Here is a 16,862-nt window from a genome sequence, read left to right on the forward strand (position 1 = left end):
TACTCCTGGATAAAGGCTGTTCTCTTCATGAATTGCTGCTTATACTTTCATTCTTTTGCAAAACAGAAACTTCTACATTTACCGTATCAGGATATTTGATTCCTGCTCCAGTATTTAACGCAACTACGGTTTCGTTTTCTTTGATCCAATTTTTCTTTCTAAGTTCTCTGGCCGCAGCAAAGGTAGCAGCGCCTTCGGGACATATAAAGGCTCCATCAAGATAGGCGATTTTCTTTTGCTCCTCAAGAATCACAGCATCCTCAATCGAAATCGCACATCCGTCCGTTTCATAGATCGCTTCAAGCACGAGAAAGTCTCCGAGTGCTTTTGGAACGTTTATGCCAAATGCAATTGTTTGGGAGTCTTCCCAAAATTCCGATTCGGAGTTTCTTTCTTCCCAAGCTTTGACGATCGGGGCGCAGTTTTCTGCCTGGACGGCCACGAGCCTCGGCAGCTCGCCTTTTACCCAGCCCAGCTCTTTTAGCTCTGAGAGTGCTTTGTATATACCAATAATGCCTACTCCCCCTCCGGTAGGATAGAGAATGACATCAGGAAGCGACCAATTCATTTGTTCGGCAATTTCCAGCCCCATTGTCTTCTTTCCTTCTATACGATAAGGCTCTTTTAACGTTGAAGCATCGTAAAGACCGAAATCTTGTATAGCCTTTCCTACAATTTTTCCTGCATCGCTAATCAAGCCATCCACCAAATATAAGTTGGATCCGGAAATAGCAGTTTCATTTCTTGTGATCTTTGGAGCGTCCACAGGCATTACCACCGTTGATTTCAAGCCTGCTCTGGCTGCATAAAGCGCCCAGGCAGCTCCGGCATTTCCATTGGTCGGCATAGCGAGTTCAGTAACGCCGAGCTCCTTTGCTTTTGAAACTCCTACCGCTGCCCCCCTTGCTTTAAAAGAACCGGTTGGCACGATGCCTTCGTCCTTCATGAAAAGCCGCTGAATATTCATATCCGCTTCCGAACGCTTCATTGGGAGAAGCGGTGTCATCCCTTCTCCGAGCGATACAATATGTTCAGGATTCGTCACCGGCAAAAGCTCGTGATATCTCCAAAGGGAATTCTCTCTTTCTTTTAATTGATCTGGTTTTAATTTTGCCCGCAGCTCTTGCAGATGATAGCGGACAAGGAGCGGAGAACCGCAGCTGCATAACTGCTGAATTTCGTTATGAGGAAATTCCCGATTGCATTTAGGGCATTCCAAGTGTGAGATGTAGCTATGTGTCATTGATACGCCTCCTGTTAGATGCTTAATGATATGATTGTGATTGCAGCATATTGCCGGAAAATCAGAAAAATCGCAGAGAGCTAACTTAATAGAAAAAAGCTGTTATTACACTTATAATAACAGCTTTTAACCCTATATTTGAAGCTCATCACATATTAGTTGCACGGGTATCTATCTTACTTTAACGGCTGTTCAGAAGCTGTCTGGTCCACTCCCCTAGGCTTGCTTTTTATTTCATGAATCAGTACGTCAAGTGAGGTTTCCAAACGATTCGTCAGTTCCTCCGTTAACTCAAATTGATTCGCATCAACTCTGGTAATCCATTGATCGAGGGCATAGACGCCGTTAAGAATATTGGTGGCCCCCAGTGCTGAGACAACCGGTTTTAGTGAATAATCGATCGCTAAAAAGTGCGCGATCGTACCGCCGACAAATAACGGATAAACAATTTTTCCTTGAAGACCTTTTTGCGGGATTAAATCAAGGAATGTTTTTAATACGCCTGTGTATGAAGCTTTGTAAACAGGGCTTGCAATAATCGCGGCTGTCGCTTTTTCAACTTTTGCTTGAGCTTCCTTAATGGCCTCGCTGGCAAAATTGGCTTTGATTAAGTCTTCACTCGGGAGCTCTGAAACGATAAGATGGTCAACTTCAAAACCTGATTCCTCTAGTTTGTTTTGGCTGTAATCAATGATTCCATTCAAACGTGACCCGGGAGTTGGACTGCCAGAAATAATTAGTACGTTACTCATATTTTTCTACCTCCTAATGAAAATACTCGTGAAATAATAAACCAAGTAAATCAGTTGCTTTTTTCATACTATACCATGATCGTATTAGAAAGTGTAGGTGAATCAAAATATATAGCTAAAACAGACAAGCTAAAGATTGAATCAGTAGATAAAAAAATCCAGTCTAAGACTGGAAAATGGGGGATGATGAAGAAGGTATTGTGATTTTTTCTAAAGAGGTGATGGTAGGCCTGTTTAGTTCCTTACGTTTCGACCAGTTCGCGCGGCTTGCCGCTTAAGAATCGAACGGAATCGGCGACTACATCCGTTACATAGACGCGGTTGCCATCTGCATTTTCATAGTTGCGGGTTTGAATTCTTCCGCTTACGCCGACAATAGAACCTTTGCGACAGTAATTTGTTGTGTTCTCGGCCGTTTTTCTCCAAAGGGTGCAGTTGACGAAATCGGTTTCGATATCACCTTCGGAATTTCTGAAGTTGCGGTTTACAGCTAGTGTGACAGTGGCCACAGGTGCGCCATCAGACGTATAACGAAGCTCGGGGTCCTTCGTCAATCGTCCGACCAGCATGACTTGATTAAACATTCACTTCCTCCTTTCAGCTAAGGTGGTACCATTGTAATCGAGATTGCCACAGAAGGAAAAAAGCGATAAAACGATTATACAGTCGTTAAACCAGAGGTTTTTCTCTCTTTATTGGTGCAGCTTTTACTTTCCTGTACTTTATTGAAGTGAAATCCTTATTTTATTAAGTTTGCTATTTACATTCACGCTCTGTAGCTTTGCTTTCTCAATTCTGTGCTATAATGAACGAGGAGAAATTTACAGTCTGCGGGGTGAATGTAATGAAAACCTTTAAGCTGATCGACTTGGCGATTGAGGAACGAGTCGATGGCACCGAGACTCACAAAGAAATTCATATCGATCAAGGTCTTGTCATTAATCAGGAGGAAAGCGATAATCATTGGTTGCTTGAATGTGTCATATCAAATGATCAGAGGGATACATTCGAAAAGTATCTGGACAAGAATGAAGAATTCAATATATGGGTTACCATTACTAAAAAAACCAATCATCCTGCCCACTTATTAGTAACGGCTAAAAATATAATCACCCTGGATAAGGGCGTTTCCATTTTGCTTGATGGAAGAATGGTTTCCAATCGGTTCAAACAGGAATCTGAGGGAATCCTTGAAGAACTGCTTGAAGAAGGATATACCGGACAAGAGCTTTTGGAGAACTTTCGGAAAAATCTGTATTCGTAACCACCGAATAAAAATAGTGGATCAGCCATGTTGTGTGAAACATAGCTGATCCACTATTTTTCATTTCGTCTGAACTAAAGCTTGTTTTCAAATGTCAAGCATTTTTTGTTTGCTATTATACTTTCGAAAATCGAATCAACCATGTAAAATGTAAGGCGATAATGAGGAGGTGTGTTATGAAAAACATCATTTACATTGTGATTGGAACGTTTTTATTCGCCATTTCAGTTACGTTGCTTGCAATGCCTAACCATATCGCTGAAGGCGGAATTGTTGGTCTGTCTCTATTAATTTATTTCGGTTTAGGGATATCTCCCAGTATCTCTAACCTTGTTATATTTATTATATTATTAGCGGTTGGAATTAAATTCCTCCCACGTCACATGATTTACAAAACGATATTAAATGTTCCCCTTTTGTCATTATTCATTTATCTTACAGAAAATCTGGGCAAGCCTATGGAAGATCCGTTGCTTGCTGCAATTTTTGCCGGTCTTTTAACCGGTGTAGGTTTTGGTCTCATTTATCAAGCAGGAAGTTCAGTAGGGGGAACTTCAATCATAGCATTGATGTTAAAAGTGCGTTTAGGCTGGAATTTAACCGGAACCGGATTTGCACTTGATGCACTTGTCGTGTTGGCCGGAATTTTTATTATCGGGCCTGTCTATACAATGTACACTTTAATCGCACTCTTTATCGGGAAATTAGCAACTGATTATGTTCTTGGCGGTTTTGATTCTAAAAAAGCAGTCAATATCATTTCTCCCAAAATCCAAGAGATTTCACATAGAGTCATGAATGAAATGTCTTCAAGTGCAACGATGTTTGAAGGTCATGGCGAGTATACCAAAGAAAAACGAAGTGTCCTTTATGTAGTTGTTCGCTCACATCGATTGTTGCATTTAAAAAGGCTTATAAAAGAAATTGATCCGAATGCTTTTGTTGTTATTCACAACGTCAAAGACGTCTCGGGAGGAACTTTTTTTGCAACACATCATAGCTATTATGGGCAGGAATCAACAACTGTCCCTCAAAATAAAGGAAACAACATTTAGTTATATATGAAAAGCGGCTTTGTTCGTAAAATTAACGTCCTAAGCCGCTTTTCTTTTTTTATAAAATTTCATGCTCTATAATTTGTAGAGAACTATATTTTAAGCAACGGAGGCATCATAATGACACAAACATTTGACGCACTGATTGTTAACAAGCACGATGAAAAATTTACTGTAGGTATTGATAGATTGTCTTCTAAAGATTTACCTGAAGGCGAAGTGTTAATACGTGTCCATTATTCTAGTGTGAACTATAAAGATAGCCTTGCAGCAATTCCGAACGGTAATATTGTGAAAAAATATCCATTTGTACCTGGAATTGATTTGGCTGGCGTTGTCGTCTCTTCCGATGACTCTCGTTTTCAAGAAGGAGACGCGGTTATCGCAACGAGCTACGATATAGGAGTATCTCATTATGGCGGTTACAGTGAGTTTGCCCGTATTCCGGCAGATTGGATCGTACCATTGCCGAAAGGACTCACTTTACGGGAAGCGATGATTATCGGCACGGCCGGCTTCACAGCTGCCTTATCAATTCAAGATTTAGAACAGAATCATCTCTCGCCGCAAAAAGGAAAAGTTCTAGTTACCGGCTCAACAGGAGGGGTTGGCAGCTTTGCTGTTGCACTTCTTTCGTCTCTAGGTTATGAAGTAGAAGCAAGTACTGGCAAAGAGTCTGAAGAAGACTATTTAAAAGGGCTCGGAGCCTCTTCTATCGTTTCTCGGGATAAGGTTTATAACGGGACATTAAAAGCTCTGGGCAAACAGGAATGGGCTGCGGCTGTCGATCCCGTTGGCGGGGAGCCTTTAGCTTCGATCTTAAGTCAGCTGCAAAATGGCGGAGCTGTCGCTGTAAGCGGGTTAACTGCTGGAACAAAAGTGCCTACCTCGGTGTTTCCGTTTATCCTAAGAGGGATAAAATTGTTAGGAATTGATTCTGTCTATTGTCCGATGGAAACACGAATGAAAGTATGGGAACGGCTCGCAACAGATTTAAAGCCTGCAAACCTTGAAGACTTTATCCACCAGGAGGTCACATTACATGAGCTTCCTGATGCTCTTCCTACACTATTAAAAGGGCAAGTTCGCGGAAGGACGCTTGTTAAAATCAGTTCTAACATCTGAAAAAGCAGGGGATCCAATGATTTCCTTTGATATTGACGGTATGCTGGAATGATCGGTATATGGTTTAAATAGATGGGATAAACAACGTCAGAAAGAAGTGATTGGCATACACTCACTTTCGAAACTGTTATCAGTTCTTCCCTAAATTAAAAAGAGAGTACATATTTATTGTTAATATGTGCTCTCCTTTTGCGTTTCTATTCTATGTTCTTTCCCGCTCATTTTTTAAAAGATCGCGGATTTCACGCAACAGCTCTTCCTGCGGATCAACAGGGGTCTCTTTGACTTCTTCTTTTTTCTTATGCCTCAATACGTAACGAATCACGATAAAAATTGAGAAGGCAACGATAAAGAAATTAACAACGGTCTGTATGAAGGCACCATATTTTATGTCGTAGTAAGTTAAAGATGAAAAATCAACCCGTCCAATAAGCAATAACACGACAGGCATGATGATATCATTTACCAAAGAAGTGACAATCTTACTAAATGCTGATCCGATAATGACCGCGATAGCAAGGTCGATAATATTACCTTTGATTGCAAATGCTTTAAACTCTTTCCACACGGACTTCACCTGCTTTCATTTTATTTCCGTTACTAATATGACGGTTAATGAGAGCAGTGTCAAGGCGGGATGCTCCATTATAGTTTTCTGTAGGCACGCCTTTCTGCGTATTCGCTGCAGGTTGGGCAGACTTTTATGATCTCTCCACGATCATCTAGGTATTTCCTAAGGCCGCTCCGTTTTTTCTTGCAAATGGCACATTTGGATTGGAATAGAGAAAACATGCTCAATTTTTTCACTCCCCTTTTATTGGCATTAACACGAAAGATTACAGACGAGCAATATTAATAAAAGGTTGTGTAACACTGACAGTTGAGGATACAAATTTCCTGATATGTATCTTTCTTCGATTTTAATACATTTCCCAGGAGGGCAACAGAAATTTGTAACTTATGCTATCGTAAAGTTCTAATTGGGATTCATTTAGATAGATGAGTATTTCTTATTCCTGTGCCTAGCGACATCGTTAATGTAAGAGGCCTATTATTTAGTAGGTCTTTTATCATTTTCTTGTTTTGTGAACAAATTCCAATTGTATTTTTTCTGGGAAGGAACGGACGAAAGACTTATTACTGAGTAGGTCTTTAATTTCAAAATATTGTAAATAGATGGACTGAGTTGGTGCATAGTGCTATTGTTAAATAGTTGGAAAATCAATCTACGTTGGTGCATAGGCATTTATTCGCAAAGATCAAGGATATGGGGTTAATGTTAAACATATTTGGGGATATCCAATCCCTGCGGTATGAAATACTTACTAATAGTAAAGTTAAATTTGTTTGGAGTGATAGCATGCCTAATAATAACAACCGTGATATGAAAAAAAAGATGCTTTTTTGGTTAATTATCATGATACTTTTCTTAGTTGCATGGTTTGTACAAAAGTCAATTAGTTAACATAATCACCTATAGGATAGTAAAATCCAAGTCAATCGCTGTATTCGCTCAAATAATCGAAAATGCGATCCTGTCCTTATTTTTGCGATCTTCATGATTTATTTGCGATCTTACGTTTTTGCGGTCTTCACAAAAACGGACTGCCAGCATAGCCGGCAGCCTGTTTTAGTTTTCTTTGTCTCCAAGCGCAAACATAATCTCTGTTTCGCAGACGATTTCTCCATCAACGGTGGCTACGCCTTTTCCTTTGCCGATCGGGCCGCGTACGCGCGTCATTTCAACCTCGAGATGAAGCTGGTCACCCGGTTTCACTTGCTTTTTAAAGCGGCAATTATCAATTCCGGTAAAGAAGGCAAGCCTTCCTTTGTTTTCTTCCTTTATTAGCATCGCGACGGCACCTACTTGGGCAAGTGCTTCTACGATAAGCACACCCGGCATAACCGGATAGTCGGGAAAATGGCCATTAAAGAATTCTTCGTTGGCTGAAACGTTTTTGTAGCCGACCGCCCGTTTTCCTTCTTCAATTTCAGTAATACGATCAACCAGAAGAAATGGGTATCGATGAGGAATGATTTCTTTAATTTGCTGAATATCAAGCATGTGTTTAAAATCTCCTTTACATATCAATCAGTTAGGGTTCGACGCACAGGTCGACGGGGTTTTTGCTATCATTCAATTATCTGATTGTCAGGTGAAGCCATTTTGCATGTAAGGGCAGTTGTTCCTCCCGTTTAATGCGAGGCATCGATACTTGCCGAATGAAGCGAACGATCAATCCACTTTTTTATTCACGAGATCATACAGGTGCTGAAATGTGTCCCATTTCAACGCGTCTCCCGCGTTTCCATCACCTATCACGCTATAGCCGACGATCCATCCGCCAATAAGTGCCAAGACCATAAAGAAAGCAACCAAAATAAGCCGCAGCCAAATTGGAATCAAACGCACCCGAACATTCCAAATCGTCGGCTTTTTTTCTTTTGTTTTTGCTGCTTTTCGTCTCTTGTATCTGGTGTTCACCTGCACTTCAGAATTTGGGCTCACTTGTAAAACTCCTTTTTACTGTTCCTAAAAGGTAATTTTACCTCACTCCGTTAATTAAGCCAAGCATTTGGTCACCTAAAGTTACGGCCCGTGCATTCATTTCATACGACCTTTGAGAAGTCATCAAATCGGTCATTTCTTCCATATGATCGACATTGGACATTTCGAGCGCTCCCTGCTTAATGGATACGTCTCTGCCAGCTCCGTTAAGGTTTATAAAAGCATCGCCCTCGGCGGGATCGATCGAGAAAAGATTTCCGCCTTCCTCTTTTAAGGCTTGAGGCTTCGTTACGGTTGCCACGCCAAGATCAAACTGTTCAGTAACACCTGCATCTTGAGGAACAACTGTCAGTCCGCCGTTCTCATTGACATTTAGTTCTTTATAGCTTCTGTTAAAGGAGATTGGGCTGCCTTGTGCATCCAGGACAGGGTGCCCGCTTTTATTTACAAGCTGCACAGTCTCAGGATCATTTTGAACAACGGACAAATAGAAAGCACCATCTCTAGTGTAGCGGGTCTCTCCTTCTGCATTTACTTGAAAAAATTGATACGGCTTAGTCAAAGCAAAATCCAGCTTTCGTCCTGATTCTTTCAAGCTGCCCTGTGCTTGAAACAAACGTTCGTTTAACACTGCTCCCGTTCCTAGTCTGAGTCCTTCTGGAGTAAGCCTGTTTTCTGTTACTTGATTATTTTCTTCCTGCACTTGCTCTAGCTCTTGCCTCATGAGTTCAGAAAAGCTTGTATTTTTGCTTTTGTATCCAGCTGTATCTATATTAGACATATTATGCCCAATGATATTCATTTGCTTCTGAAGCTCATTCATTGTATTGGATGCATTGACCATTGATCTGAGCATTTTTGTTCCTCCGCTTCATAAACCTTGTTTCATTCGGTGCAAATTATCCGATTTTACCAATTTCATTAACAGCTTTGTCCATGCTTTTATCGTAAGCTTGAATCACCTTTTGGTTCGCTTCAAATGAACGATAGGCCATCGTCATATCTGTATAAGCCCTAGAGACATCAACATTGGAGAGCTCGATCACTCCTTGCTTGATGGAGTAGGCCGCCTCTCCAGTCCCTGCAGCACTTGGCAGCTCCTGATTATCCTCTGTGCGATAAAGATCGTTTCCTTCTCGTGCCAATACTCTTGTGTCCAAAGCCATCCGCACATCAATTTGTCCAAGATTTTGCCCGTTTTCCGATACGACGCCATCCTGAGAAATCTGAAAATCCTCGCTGGCTACCGAAATTGGCTGTCCGTTTGTGGAAAGAACAGGATTTCCGTGAATCGTCAACTCATTGTTTTCATTAAGGGAAAAGGTGCTGCTTTTTGAATAACGGACTTCTCCGCCTTGAAGCTGGACGGCATAAAATAATGCTGCTTTTTCATTGGTTTCTTCATTTACAGGTACATCTGCTTCAATTAGTGCGTTATCCGTAGGCTGATTCGTCGTTTTCAAATTCCCTTGTGTAAACAACGGCTTCATTTCTTGCATATAAACTCCAGTATTAAGAGAACCGATAATATTTTGCTTTGTAAAAGAACGGTTGCCATTCTCAGTTGCAAAAGAATCAGATTCCATTCGGCTTAGAAGCATTTCGGGAAAAGCGCGGATCGAACCTTGATCCTCTTTATATCCGGATGTATTGGCATTTGCGATATTATTCGAGAGCATTTCCGTTCTACGTTGTTGAGCGAGCATGCCTGATGTTGCTGAATAAAGCCCTTTAAACATAATTTCACCTCAGGGAAGAAAATTTAAAACTTGTTGCAATAAAGGAACTCACGTTCTATAATAGATCTATCTTTTCTAGCATTTATATCGTCAAGGACAGCAATAATGTTTATAAAAAAATATAACCCCATCCAATAAATTGAATGGGGAATGACTTTAACCGAGCTTTCTCTTTGGAAGCCTGTCCATATTGTCGAGCATGACACCTGTTCCTATCGCAACGCAGTGCATTGGATTTTCTGCTACCAGAACAGGTACCTTCAACTCTTCGGCAAGCAATTGGTCGAGTCCGTTTAACAGGGCTCCGCCGCCGGTAATAATGACTCCTCTGTCAATAATATCAGCCGAGAGCTCAGGAGGGGTTCTTTCAAGCACCGATTTGGCAGCTTGTACGATCACTGAAACGGATTCACGAAGAGCACCTTCAACTTCTTTGCTCGTTACTGAAATTGTTCTTGGCAATCCTGATACCATATCCCGGCCCCGAATGGAAATTTCTTCGTTACGTGCATCAGGGAATACTGTTGCCACCTTCATTTTAATATCTTCAGCGGTACGTTCGCCAATTAAGAGCTTGTACTCTTTCTTGATATAGTTTAATATTTCCAGATCAAATTTATCGCCGGCCATTTTTATTGAAGAGGCGGTGACAATATCCCCCATTGAGATGACAGCGATATCCGTCGTCCCGCCTCCGATATCAACAACCATGTTTCCGGTTGGCTGGAAGATATCCATTCCTGCGCCAATCGCGGCCACTTTAGGCTCTTCCTCAAGATATACTTGTTTTCCGCCGCTTTTTTCGGCTGCTTCCTTAATCGCTTTCTGCTCGACACTGGTTATGTTCGTCGGACAGCAAATAAGCATGCGTGGTTTTGAAAAAAGGCCTTTTACATTCAATTTGTTAATGAAGTATTTAAGCATGGCCTCAGTTACTTCAAAATCAGCAATTACACCATCTTTTAAAGGCCTAATGGCAACAATATTCCCTGGTGTACGTCCAACCATCCGTCTTGCTTCTTCTCCAACAGCCAATACTTTGCCGCTGTTCTTATCAAGCGCTACAACGGATGGCTCATCTAAAACAATTCCTTTTCCTTTTACATGAATCAGTACGTTTGCCGTACCAAGGTCAATTCCAATATCCCTTGCAAACATCTATATTTATCCTCCTTGAACTCTGTTTCACAGCAAAAATCCAACTTCTACCCTAATTAAATATTTTATCATATTTTTTTAAAATTGGCTTGATCTTGTAAAAGTTCTTTACAAATTTTTGTGGAATTTGCTAGAGAAATTAAGAAGGAGCATCGTGAAGATTTATGCGTCGATTATTGTACAGGCTCTCCTTCTAAAATATCCTCTTTCTTATATTTGAGCTTTGTTGCCTCTCCTCCTCTTAAATGTCTAATGGATTTATGATAATCAAGAATTTCTTTTACCTCATTGGCCAAATCTGGGTTAATTTCGGGCAGCCTTTCTGTTAAATCCTTGTGGACGGTACTTTTGGAAACTCCAAACTCCTTCGCTATCACGCGAACTGTTTTCTTTGTCTCCACGATATACTTGCCAATCTTGATTGTACGCTCTTTGATGTAATCGTGCACACCACTCGACCTCCCTAAGATGGATGTGAGAAGTGTGAAATGAGACTCGTTTTCATATTTATTTCATGTGAACAGCTTCTTAGTTGTAGTCTATTTTTCAAATTAGGCATATGAAAATATTCCACGATCCCTCACCTCAAACACTCTCTTTATTAGGTTTGTAACAGTTTATTAGCCAAGGCAGGGATATATGCTACAAAAGTCAATAGGGACAAGGGGTTTCTCAAATTTCTCGTTAAAATACTGAAGGAAACCACGTCTTATTCAATAGAAAATGAACAATTGTTTGAACGATTCGTTAGAATGACTTTACATAAGATAAATATTTCGTTACACTAATCAAACGGATTTGTTTACCTAGGTAAGTAATATTGAAATCAAAGGAGTAATTATCCCAATGGAGAGTATCAACCGAAAGCTCTTTCACATGTTTAATCAGGCTGCAAGATCCATTTCTAAAAAAACAAATGAACAGCTTGAGGAGTATGGACTTTACGGATCCCAATGGACGATCCTTTATTGTCTGCATAAATTCGGCCCCATGACACAGAAGGAGATTTGGACATACCTTCATGTCGAGGCGCCTACTGTTACTCGAACCATAAAGCGTTTAGAAGAAAACGGCTGGATATATCGAACGCTCGGTAATGATAAAAGAGAGAAGGTTGTGGCGTTAACTGAAGAAGCAGTAAATAAATACCATGATATTCAACTTAAACTGAAGGAATTTGAAGATCACACACTATCTTGCTTTAGCGAACAGGAAAAAGAACAAATGTATCAGTTTATCCTTAAATTTACTAAGCAAGGCTCGGAGATGAATACGAAATGAAACAACCATCATCAGAACCCATTTGGACGAAAGATTTTATATTAGTCGTATTGGTAAATCTTTTGATATTTACCGTTTTTTATTCTTACATTACTGTGCTTCCTGTCTATGTACTCGATGGGATGGACGGAACAGAATCACAGGCTGGGTTTGTGACTAGCGTATTTTTGCTTGCCGCTATCATTTTGCGGCCGCTTTCAGGCATGATTATCGACCGGTTCGGACAGAAAAGAATAGCTATTATTTCAGTCACCTTATTCACTTTTTCAGCTTTTTTGTATGTATTTATTGATAATTTCTATATGCTGCTTGCTCTTCGATTTTTTCAAGGAATTTGGTTTAGCATTATTACAACGGTAACCGGAGCTATTGCAGCGAACATTATCCCTAAAAATCGCAGGGGTGAAGGTCTCGGTTACTTTGTCATGTCCATGAACCTTGCTGTTGTCATTGGACCGTTTATCGGATTGAACTTAATTGGCAAAGTAAGCTTTTCAAATTTGTTTTTACTTTTTTCGATCTTTGCTTTGGTCAGCATTTTTTGCTGTCTCCCGTTGAAAGTTAAGGAAGTAAAAGGATCAACTTCATTCGCATTTACACTTTCAAATATGTTTGAAAAAAAGGTGCTTCCGATCGCTATTGTAGGATTGTCCATATCCTTTTGGTATTCGTCTGTTATTTCATTCATATCCGTTTATGCACATTCACTTAATTTAATGGACGCAAGCGGCTATTTCTTTTTATGCTTTGCAGCGACAATGATTATCTCTCGGCCGTTTACAGGAAGATTGTTTGACAGGGTCGGCCCTGGAATTGTTATCTATCCTTCCATTCTATTGTTTTCGATTGGTTTATTGATGCTGGCTTTTACTTCATCCAGCGTAATGCTTTTATTATCTGGAGCGGTTATCGGCCTTGGATACGGCACCCTCCTTCCATGCATGCAAACAATTGCGATCCAGTCATCGCCTGCAAACCGAAGCGGCTATGCAATTGCGACCTTTTTCACCTTTTTTGATACAGGCATTGCCACTGGTTCGTACATTCTTGGCATCCTGGTAACGTTTAGCGGTTTTTCCAATTTATATTTGCTTGCTTCAATTTTCGCGCTTATTTCACTTTATCTTTATCCGTGGAGCAGAAGAAAATCGAAAAGCGGTGCAAACAACCCCGCATCCGCTATTCATTAAGTACCCGAAACCCAGCTTCTGAGCTGGGTTTTTCAGCTTCCACGATAGTCCTATTCTACCAGGGTTAAAGAAGTAAACTGTTTTGTCAGAAAATATTTCATGTTAGAAAATATGACAACAATGTGTTATCTTCTTTTACTTCATCTCTATAATAAGATTTATAGCAATTATGCATTTTTATTATAGGAGGTTACTAGTTATGGAAATGGGAGATTCAGTTTTTATGTTTGTATGTACCATCATCGTATGGTTAATGACCCCGGCTTTGGCACTATTCTACGGAGGTCTGGTACGGGGTAAGAACGTTCTAAGCACGGCGATGCACAGCCTTTCGACAATAGCTATCGTATCGATTGTTTGGATCCTCGTTGGCTACACTCTAGCGTTCTCATCGGGAAATGCATTTATCGGTGGACTTGATTATATCGGCTTGAATGGAGTAGGATACGAGCCTCTTGAAGGCGGAACTATTCCTCACAGCCTGTTCATGTTGTTTCAGATGACTTTTGCTGTATTAACGACAGCGATCGTTTCAGGTGGTTACGCGGAAAGAATTAAATTCCCTGCGTTTCTTGTATTCACAATCTTATGGGTTCTCTTAGTATACTCTCCTGTTGCCCACTGGGTATGGGGCGGCGGTTGGATTATGTCAATGGGCGCATTGGACTTTGCCGGCGGAAACGTCGTTCATATCGCTTCAGGTGTTGCCGGACTTGTCGCTGCAATTGTACTTGGAAAACGCAAGGATGCAAGCGAAGCCTCTCCGCACAACCTGCTGCTTACCCTACTCGGCGGAGCTCTTCTATGGTTTGGATGGTACGGCTTCAACGTAGGAAGCGCACTATCTTTAAGCAGTGTAGGTATGTATGCTTTTATTAACACAAGTACGGCTGCAGCTGCAGGTATTATCGGCTGGCTTGTCATCGAATGGCTAATAAACAAAAAACCAACCTTGCTTGGCGGAATATCTGGTGCTATTGCCGGACTTGTAGCTATAACTCCTGCTGCAGGTTTCGTTACTCCAATGGCTTCCATTTTAATCGGACTTATCGGAGGCGCAATATGCTTCTGGGGTGTATTCTCCCTTAAGAAGAAATTCGGTTATGACGATGCGCTTGACGCGTTCGGACTTCACGGTATCGGCGGAACTTGGGGTGGTATAGCAACTGGTTTATTCGCTACAACAAGCGTAAACGATGCCGGAGCAAATGGACTATTCTACGGAGATGTGAGCTTAATTTGGAAGCAGCTTGTTGCCATTGTGGCCACCTATCTTTTTGTAGGAATTGTAACATTTGTTATTATTAAGGTGGTAAATATCTTCTTTACATTCCGTGCAACCGACGAGGAAGAGTCTACTGGCTTAGATTTGACGATGCACGGAGAGCGAGCATATCAAGACTAATTTATTAGGGAGTGACAAAAATGAGCGGTCAAATGTATAAAGTGGAAATAATCACGCGTCCTAACAATGTGGTGAAATTAAAAGCAGAGCTGGCGCAAATCGGTGTTTCCGGTATCACATTCACACATAGCCAAGGCAGCGGTTTACAAAAGCCTTATACCGAGCTATATCGCGGAGTGAAGAAAGAACAAAATGTATATGATCGTTTAAAAATTGAGATTGTTGTCAGCTCGGTACCTGTAGATGATGTCATTGCAGCTGCCCGCAAGGCTCTAAGCACTGGAGAACCCGGAGATGGTAAAATCTTCGTCTACGAAATCGGTAGAGTGATCGATATTCGCACGGGCAACGAGGGTCCATCCGCTCTTTAAGAAAATTAAAGCCAATCCTATCACAGGATTGGCTTTTACTATTTTCTCCAACATTAAGACTCCCACAGATTAAAGGTTCACTTTAAGGAAGATCGGTTCATCGGTGTCATCCGATTCAGCGAAAATACCGTATAAATAATTACAAATAACAAAATGCCGATGCTATCAATAATGACATCTCTCAAACACCCATGCCTTCCGAAAAACATTTGAACAATTTCCGTAAAAAATGCGAAAGCGATTGAAACGGCAACCGCACTTTTAAGACTTCGAAAGTACAAGGTAAACAGGATCACCAAAATGAAAAAACAGAGGGTATGCCCAGCTTTTTGGATTACCACGTCATTTGATTGAAATTCAGCAAAGTTGAAGTCAAAAAAAGAAGACAAGTTCGGGTTTTTATGAAGATTAAAGGAAACATGATGGTATCTCATTAGCAGCTGAAAGCTCTCAGTGCATATGAGAACGAGCATAAAACCCATAAATAAAAGAATTAATGCAAGAAGCATACACTCGGACCCCTTTGTAGAAATATCTATATTTATCCATTATATAAAAATCAAAAGCAAAATATGTACAAGTTTTCCAATGAAAGATGTTTGTCAGTAGACGAAATGAAAACCAGAAATGTTTACCGTCTATTTAAAAAACACCCGTCATTTGACAGGTGTTTCCACAATTCTTACGATTCAGATGAACCTTCTTCTACTTGGCTGCTGTCTTTTGATCCAGATTTATCTTCTGTACCTTTTTCGTCAGCTTTGCCCTTTTCTTCAGTATCTTCCTTCGCAGGCTCCTCTGATGGTGCAGGCTCTTCTGATGGTGCAGGCTCCTCTGCCGGCTGCTTCTCTTTTGCTTCTTCAGACGCCTGCTCAGTTGAAGCTTGTTTAATGCTTGTCACAGGCTTATTGAAGAATTCCTCTGGATTTAAAGCAACTCCGTCTTTGCGAATTTCAAAATGAACATGGTTTCCGGCTTCTTCATTGTAAAGGTTTTTACCTGAAGTACCGATGACTTGGCCTTGTTCAATTTTGTCACCTTCTGCAACGCTTACAGCAGCAAGAGACTGATACACAGTAGCCAATCCATCTTCGTGGTCAACTTCAACAACATGTCCCAGCACTGGATCTTTTGAAGCTTTAGCAACCGTACCACTCAAGGAAGCGGAAATCTCAAATTCTTTTCCGTCTTTCTCAGCTAAGTCGATTCCTTTGCTTAAGCTGTATTGGTTTTTATAGTTTACAAGTGCTGCTTCTTTGTCTTCTTGAGTTGCGTCTGCTTCATAGAATTTCGTAATCACAGAAACACTTTCCGGAGTCGAAACTGGCATTTTTACATTTTCAACCTGCTTGCTTACTTCCAACGCATCGTTCGTATTTGATTCCGATGTTTCGTTGCCATTGTCCGTAATCTGATCCTTTACATCGTTTGAACTTGCTTGATACCAAAGAACTGCTGTTAAAACAACTGCTGCACTGAGTAAATAGATTGCTGGGAATACCCAACGTTTACGGAAAAACCGTTGAAGAGAAGTTCGTTTCTTTTCTTCCTCTCTCATTGTTCATCACCTCAGCAACATTCTGAACACTTTTCAGAAAATATATACATATTGAAAAATTTTTTTCTTCATAGTGTTTGCAGAAGCACGAAAAAAATTCATGATGATGAAAAAAAGTTTGAAGTTTTTACTGACAATTGTGCTATTACTATATATGATTATCGTATGGATTTTTACCTTCTTCAGCAAGGAGCAGGAGTTCAAATACACAA

The 16,862-nt window shown here is 40.6% G+C and carries 19 protein-coding genes; 7 read left to right on the forward strand and 12 right to left on the reverse strand.

The genetic code is table 11. The features are described 5' to 3' along the window. Positions 1–25 precede the first annotated feature (25 nt). The 3 genes from JOC74_RS10370 to ssb all read right to left on the reverse strand — a co-directional run bounded on the left by JOC74_RS10370 (position 26) and on the right by ssb (position 2,579). A complete protein-coding gene (locus JOC74_RS10370) occupies positions 26–1,243 on the reverse strand; it encodes a threonine synthase (protein WP_053604504.1) in 1,218 nt (405 codons plus the stop codon). Positions 1,244–1,419: 176 nt separating this feature from the next. After that, the gene (ssuE, locus tag JOC74_RS10375; RefSeq protein WP_053604505.1) at positions 1,420–1,995 is read right to left on the reverse strand and encodes an NADPH-dependent FMN reductase; all 576 of its coding nucleotides are present in this window, start codon (positions 1,993–1,995) and stop codon (positions 1,420–1,422) included. Between the two features lie 242 nt (positions 1,996–2,237). Next, positions 2,238–2,579, reverse strand: coding sequence for a single-stranded DNA-binding protein (ssb, locus tag JOC74_RS10380; protein WP_053604506.1), 342 nt, complete (start codon positions 2,577–2,579; stop codon positions 2,238–2,240). Positions 2,580–2,839: 260 nt separating this feature from the next. Between ssb and JOC74_RS10385 the strand changes: the two genes are divergently transcribed. The 3 genes from JOC74_RS10385 to JOC74_RS10395 all read left to right on the forward strand — a co-directional run bounded on the left by JOC74_RS10385 (position 2,840) and on the right by JOC74_RS10395 (position 5,439). Then, on the forward strand, positions 2,840–3,259 hold the full coding sequence (locus JOC74_RS10385; RefSeq protein WP_053604507.1) for a YwpF family protein: 420 nt from the start codon (positions 2,840–2,842) through the stop codon (positions 3,257–3,259). 176 nt (positions 3,260–3,435) lie between these two features. Further along, positions 3,436–4,314, forward strand: coding sequence for a YitT family protein (locus JOC74_RS10390; RefSeq protein ID WP_053604508.1), 879 nt, complete (start codon positions 3,436–3,438; stop codon positions 4,312–4,314). Between the two features lie 120 nt (positions 4,315–4,434). Then, positions 4,435–5,439, forward strand: coding sequence for an NADPH:quinone oxidoreductase family protein (locus JOC74_RS10395; protein ID WP_053604509.1), 1,005 nt, complete (start codon positions 4,435–4,437; stop codon positions 5,437–5,439). 202 nt (positions 5,440–5,641) lie between these two features. Here JOC74_RS10395 and mscL read toward each other — a convergent pair whose 3' ends face one another. The 7 genes from mscL to spoIIID all read right to left on the reverse strand — a co-directional run bounded on the left by mscL (position 5,642) and on the right by spoIIID (position 11,294). Further along, the gene (mscL, locus tag JOC74_RS10400; protein WP_053604510.1) at positions 5,642–6,007 is read right to left on the reverse strand and encodes a large conductance mechanosensitive channel protein MscL; all 366 of its coding nucleotides are present in this window, start codon (positions 6,005–6,007) and stop codon (positions 5,642–5,644) included. A 1,062-nt stretch (positions 6,008–7,069) separates the two neighbouring features. After that, positions 7,070–7,504 carry a 3-hydroxyacyl-ACP dehydratase FabZ gene (gene fabZ, locus JOC74_RS10405; RefSeq protein ID WP_053604512.1) on the reverse strand — a complete coding sequence of 145 codons (435 nt, stop codon included), beginning with the start codon at positions 7,502–7,504 and terminating at the stop codon, positions 7,070–7,072. A 171-nt stretch (positions 7,505–7,675) separates the two neighbouring features. After that, a complete protein-coding gene (locus JOC74_RS24120) occupies positions 7,676–7,948 on the reverse strand; it encodes a DNA-directed RNA polymerase subunit beta (RefSeq protein ID WP_053604513.1) in 273 nt (90 codons plus the stop codon). A 37-nt stretch (positions 7,949–7,985) separates the two neighbouring features. Next, positions 7,986–8,804 carry a flagellar hook-basal body protein gene (locus JOC74_RS10415; RefSeq protein WP_053604514.1) on the reverse strand — a complete coding sequence of 273 codons (819 nt, stop codon included), beginning with the start codon at positions 8,802–8,804 and terminating at the stop codon, positions 7,986–7,988. Positions 8,805–8,847: 43 nt separating this feature from the next. Continuing rightward, complete coding sequence (locus JOC74_RS10420; RefSeq protein ID WP_053604515.1) at positions 8,848–9,687, reverse strand: flagellar hook-basal body protein; 840 nt, start codon at positions 9,685–9,687, stop codon at positions 8,848–8,850. 156 nt (positions 9,688–9,843) lie between these two features. Next, positions 9,844–10,845, reverse strand: a complete 1,002-nt coding sequence (mbl, locus tag JOC74_RS10425; RefSeq protein ID WP_053604516.1) for a cell shape-determining protein Mbl — start codon at positions 10,843–10,845, stop codon at positions 9,844–9,846. 173 nt (positions 10,846–11,018) lie between these two features. After that, entirely contained in the window at positions 11,019–11,294 is a 276-nt protein-coding gene (spoIIID, locus tag JOC74_RS10430; protein WP_053604517.1) for a sporulation transcriptional regulator SpoIIID, read from the reverse strand. 397 nt (positions 11,295–11,691) lie between these two features. Here spoIIID and JOC74_RS10435 point away from each other — a divergent pair, with 397 nt between their 5' ends. The 4 genes from JOC74_RS10435 (at position 11,692) to JOC74_RS10450 (ending at position 15,092) form a co-directional block, all read left to right on the forward strand. Continuing rightward, positions 11,692–12,126, forward strand: coding sequence for a MarR family winged helix-turn-helix transcriptional regulator (locus JOC74_RS10435; RefSeq protein WP_053604518.1), 435 nt, complete (start codon positions 11,692–11,694; stop codon positions 12,124–12,126). Further along, on the forward strand, positions 12,123–13,316 hold the full coding sequence (locus JOC74_RS10440) for an MFS transporter (RefSeq protein WP_053604519.1): 1,194 nt from the start codon (positions 12,123–12,125) through the stop codon (positions 13,314–13,316). The genes JOC74_RS10435 and JOC74_RS10440 overlap by 4 nt, the downstream gene beginning before the upstream one ends. Positions 13,317–13,515: 199 nt before the next feature. Continuing rightward, entirely contained in the window at positions 13,516–14,721 is a 1,206-nt protein-coding gene (locus JOC74_RS10445; RefSeq protein WP_053604520.1) for an ammonium transporter, read from the forward strand. A gap of 20 nt (positions 14,722–14,741) precedes the next feature. Further along, positions 14,742–15,092, forward strand: a complete 351-nt coding sequence (locus JOC74_RS10450; protein WP_053604521.1) for a P-II family nitrogen regulator — start codon at positions 14,742–14,744, stop codon at positions 15,090–15,092. A 77-nt stretch (positions 15,093–15,169) separates the two neighbouring features. Here JOC74_RS10450 and JOC74_RS10455 read toward each other — a convergent pair whose 3' ends face one another. Both JOC74_RS10455 and spoIIQ read right to left on the reverse strand, forming a co-directional pair. Next, entirely contained in the window at positions 15,170–15,601 is a 432-nt protein-coding gene (locus JOC74_RS10455; protein ID WP_053604522.1) for a VanZ family protein, read from the reverse strand. 173 nt (positions 15,602–15,774) lie between these two features. Beyond that, positions 15,775–16,650, reverse strand: coding sequence for a stage II sporulation protein SpoIIQ (gene spoIIQ / locus JOC74_RS10460; RefSeq protein WP_053604523.1), 876 nt, complete (start codon positions 16,648–16,650; stop codon positions 15,775–15,777). Between the last annotated feature and the right edge of the window lie 212 nt (positions 16,651–16,862).

It is taken from the genome of Bacillus capparidis, from assembly GCF_017832095.1.
Lineage (GTDB): Bacteria > Bacillota > Bacilli > Bacillales > Bacillaceae > Bacillus > Bacillus gobiensis.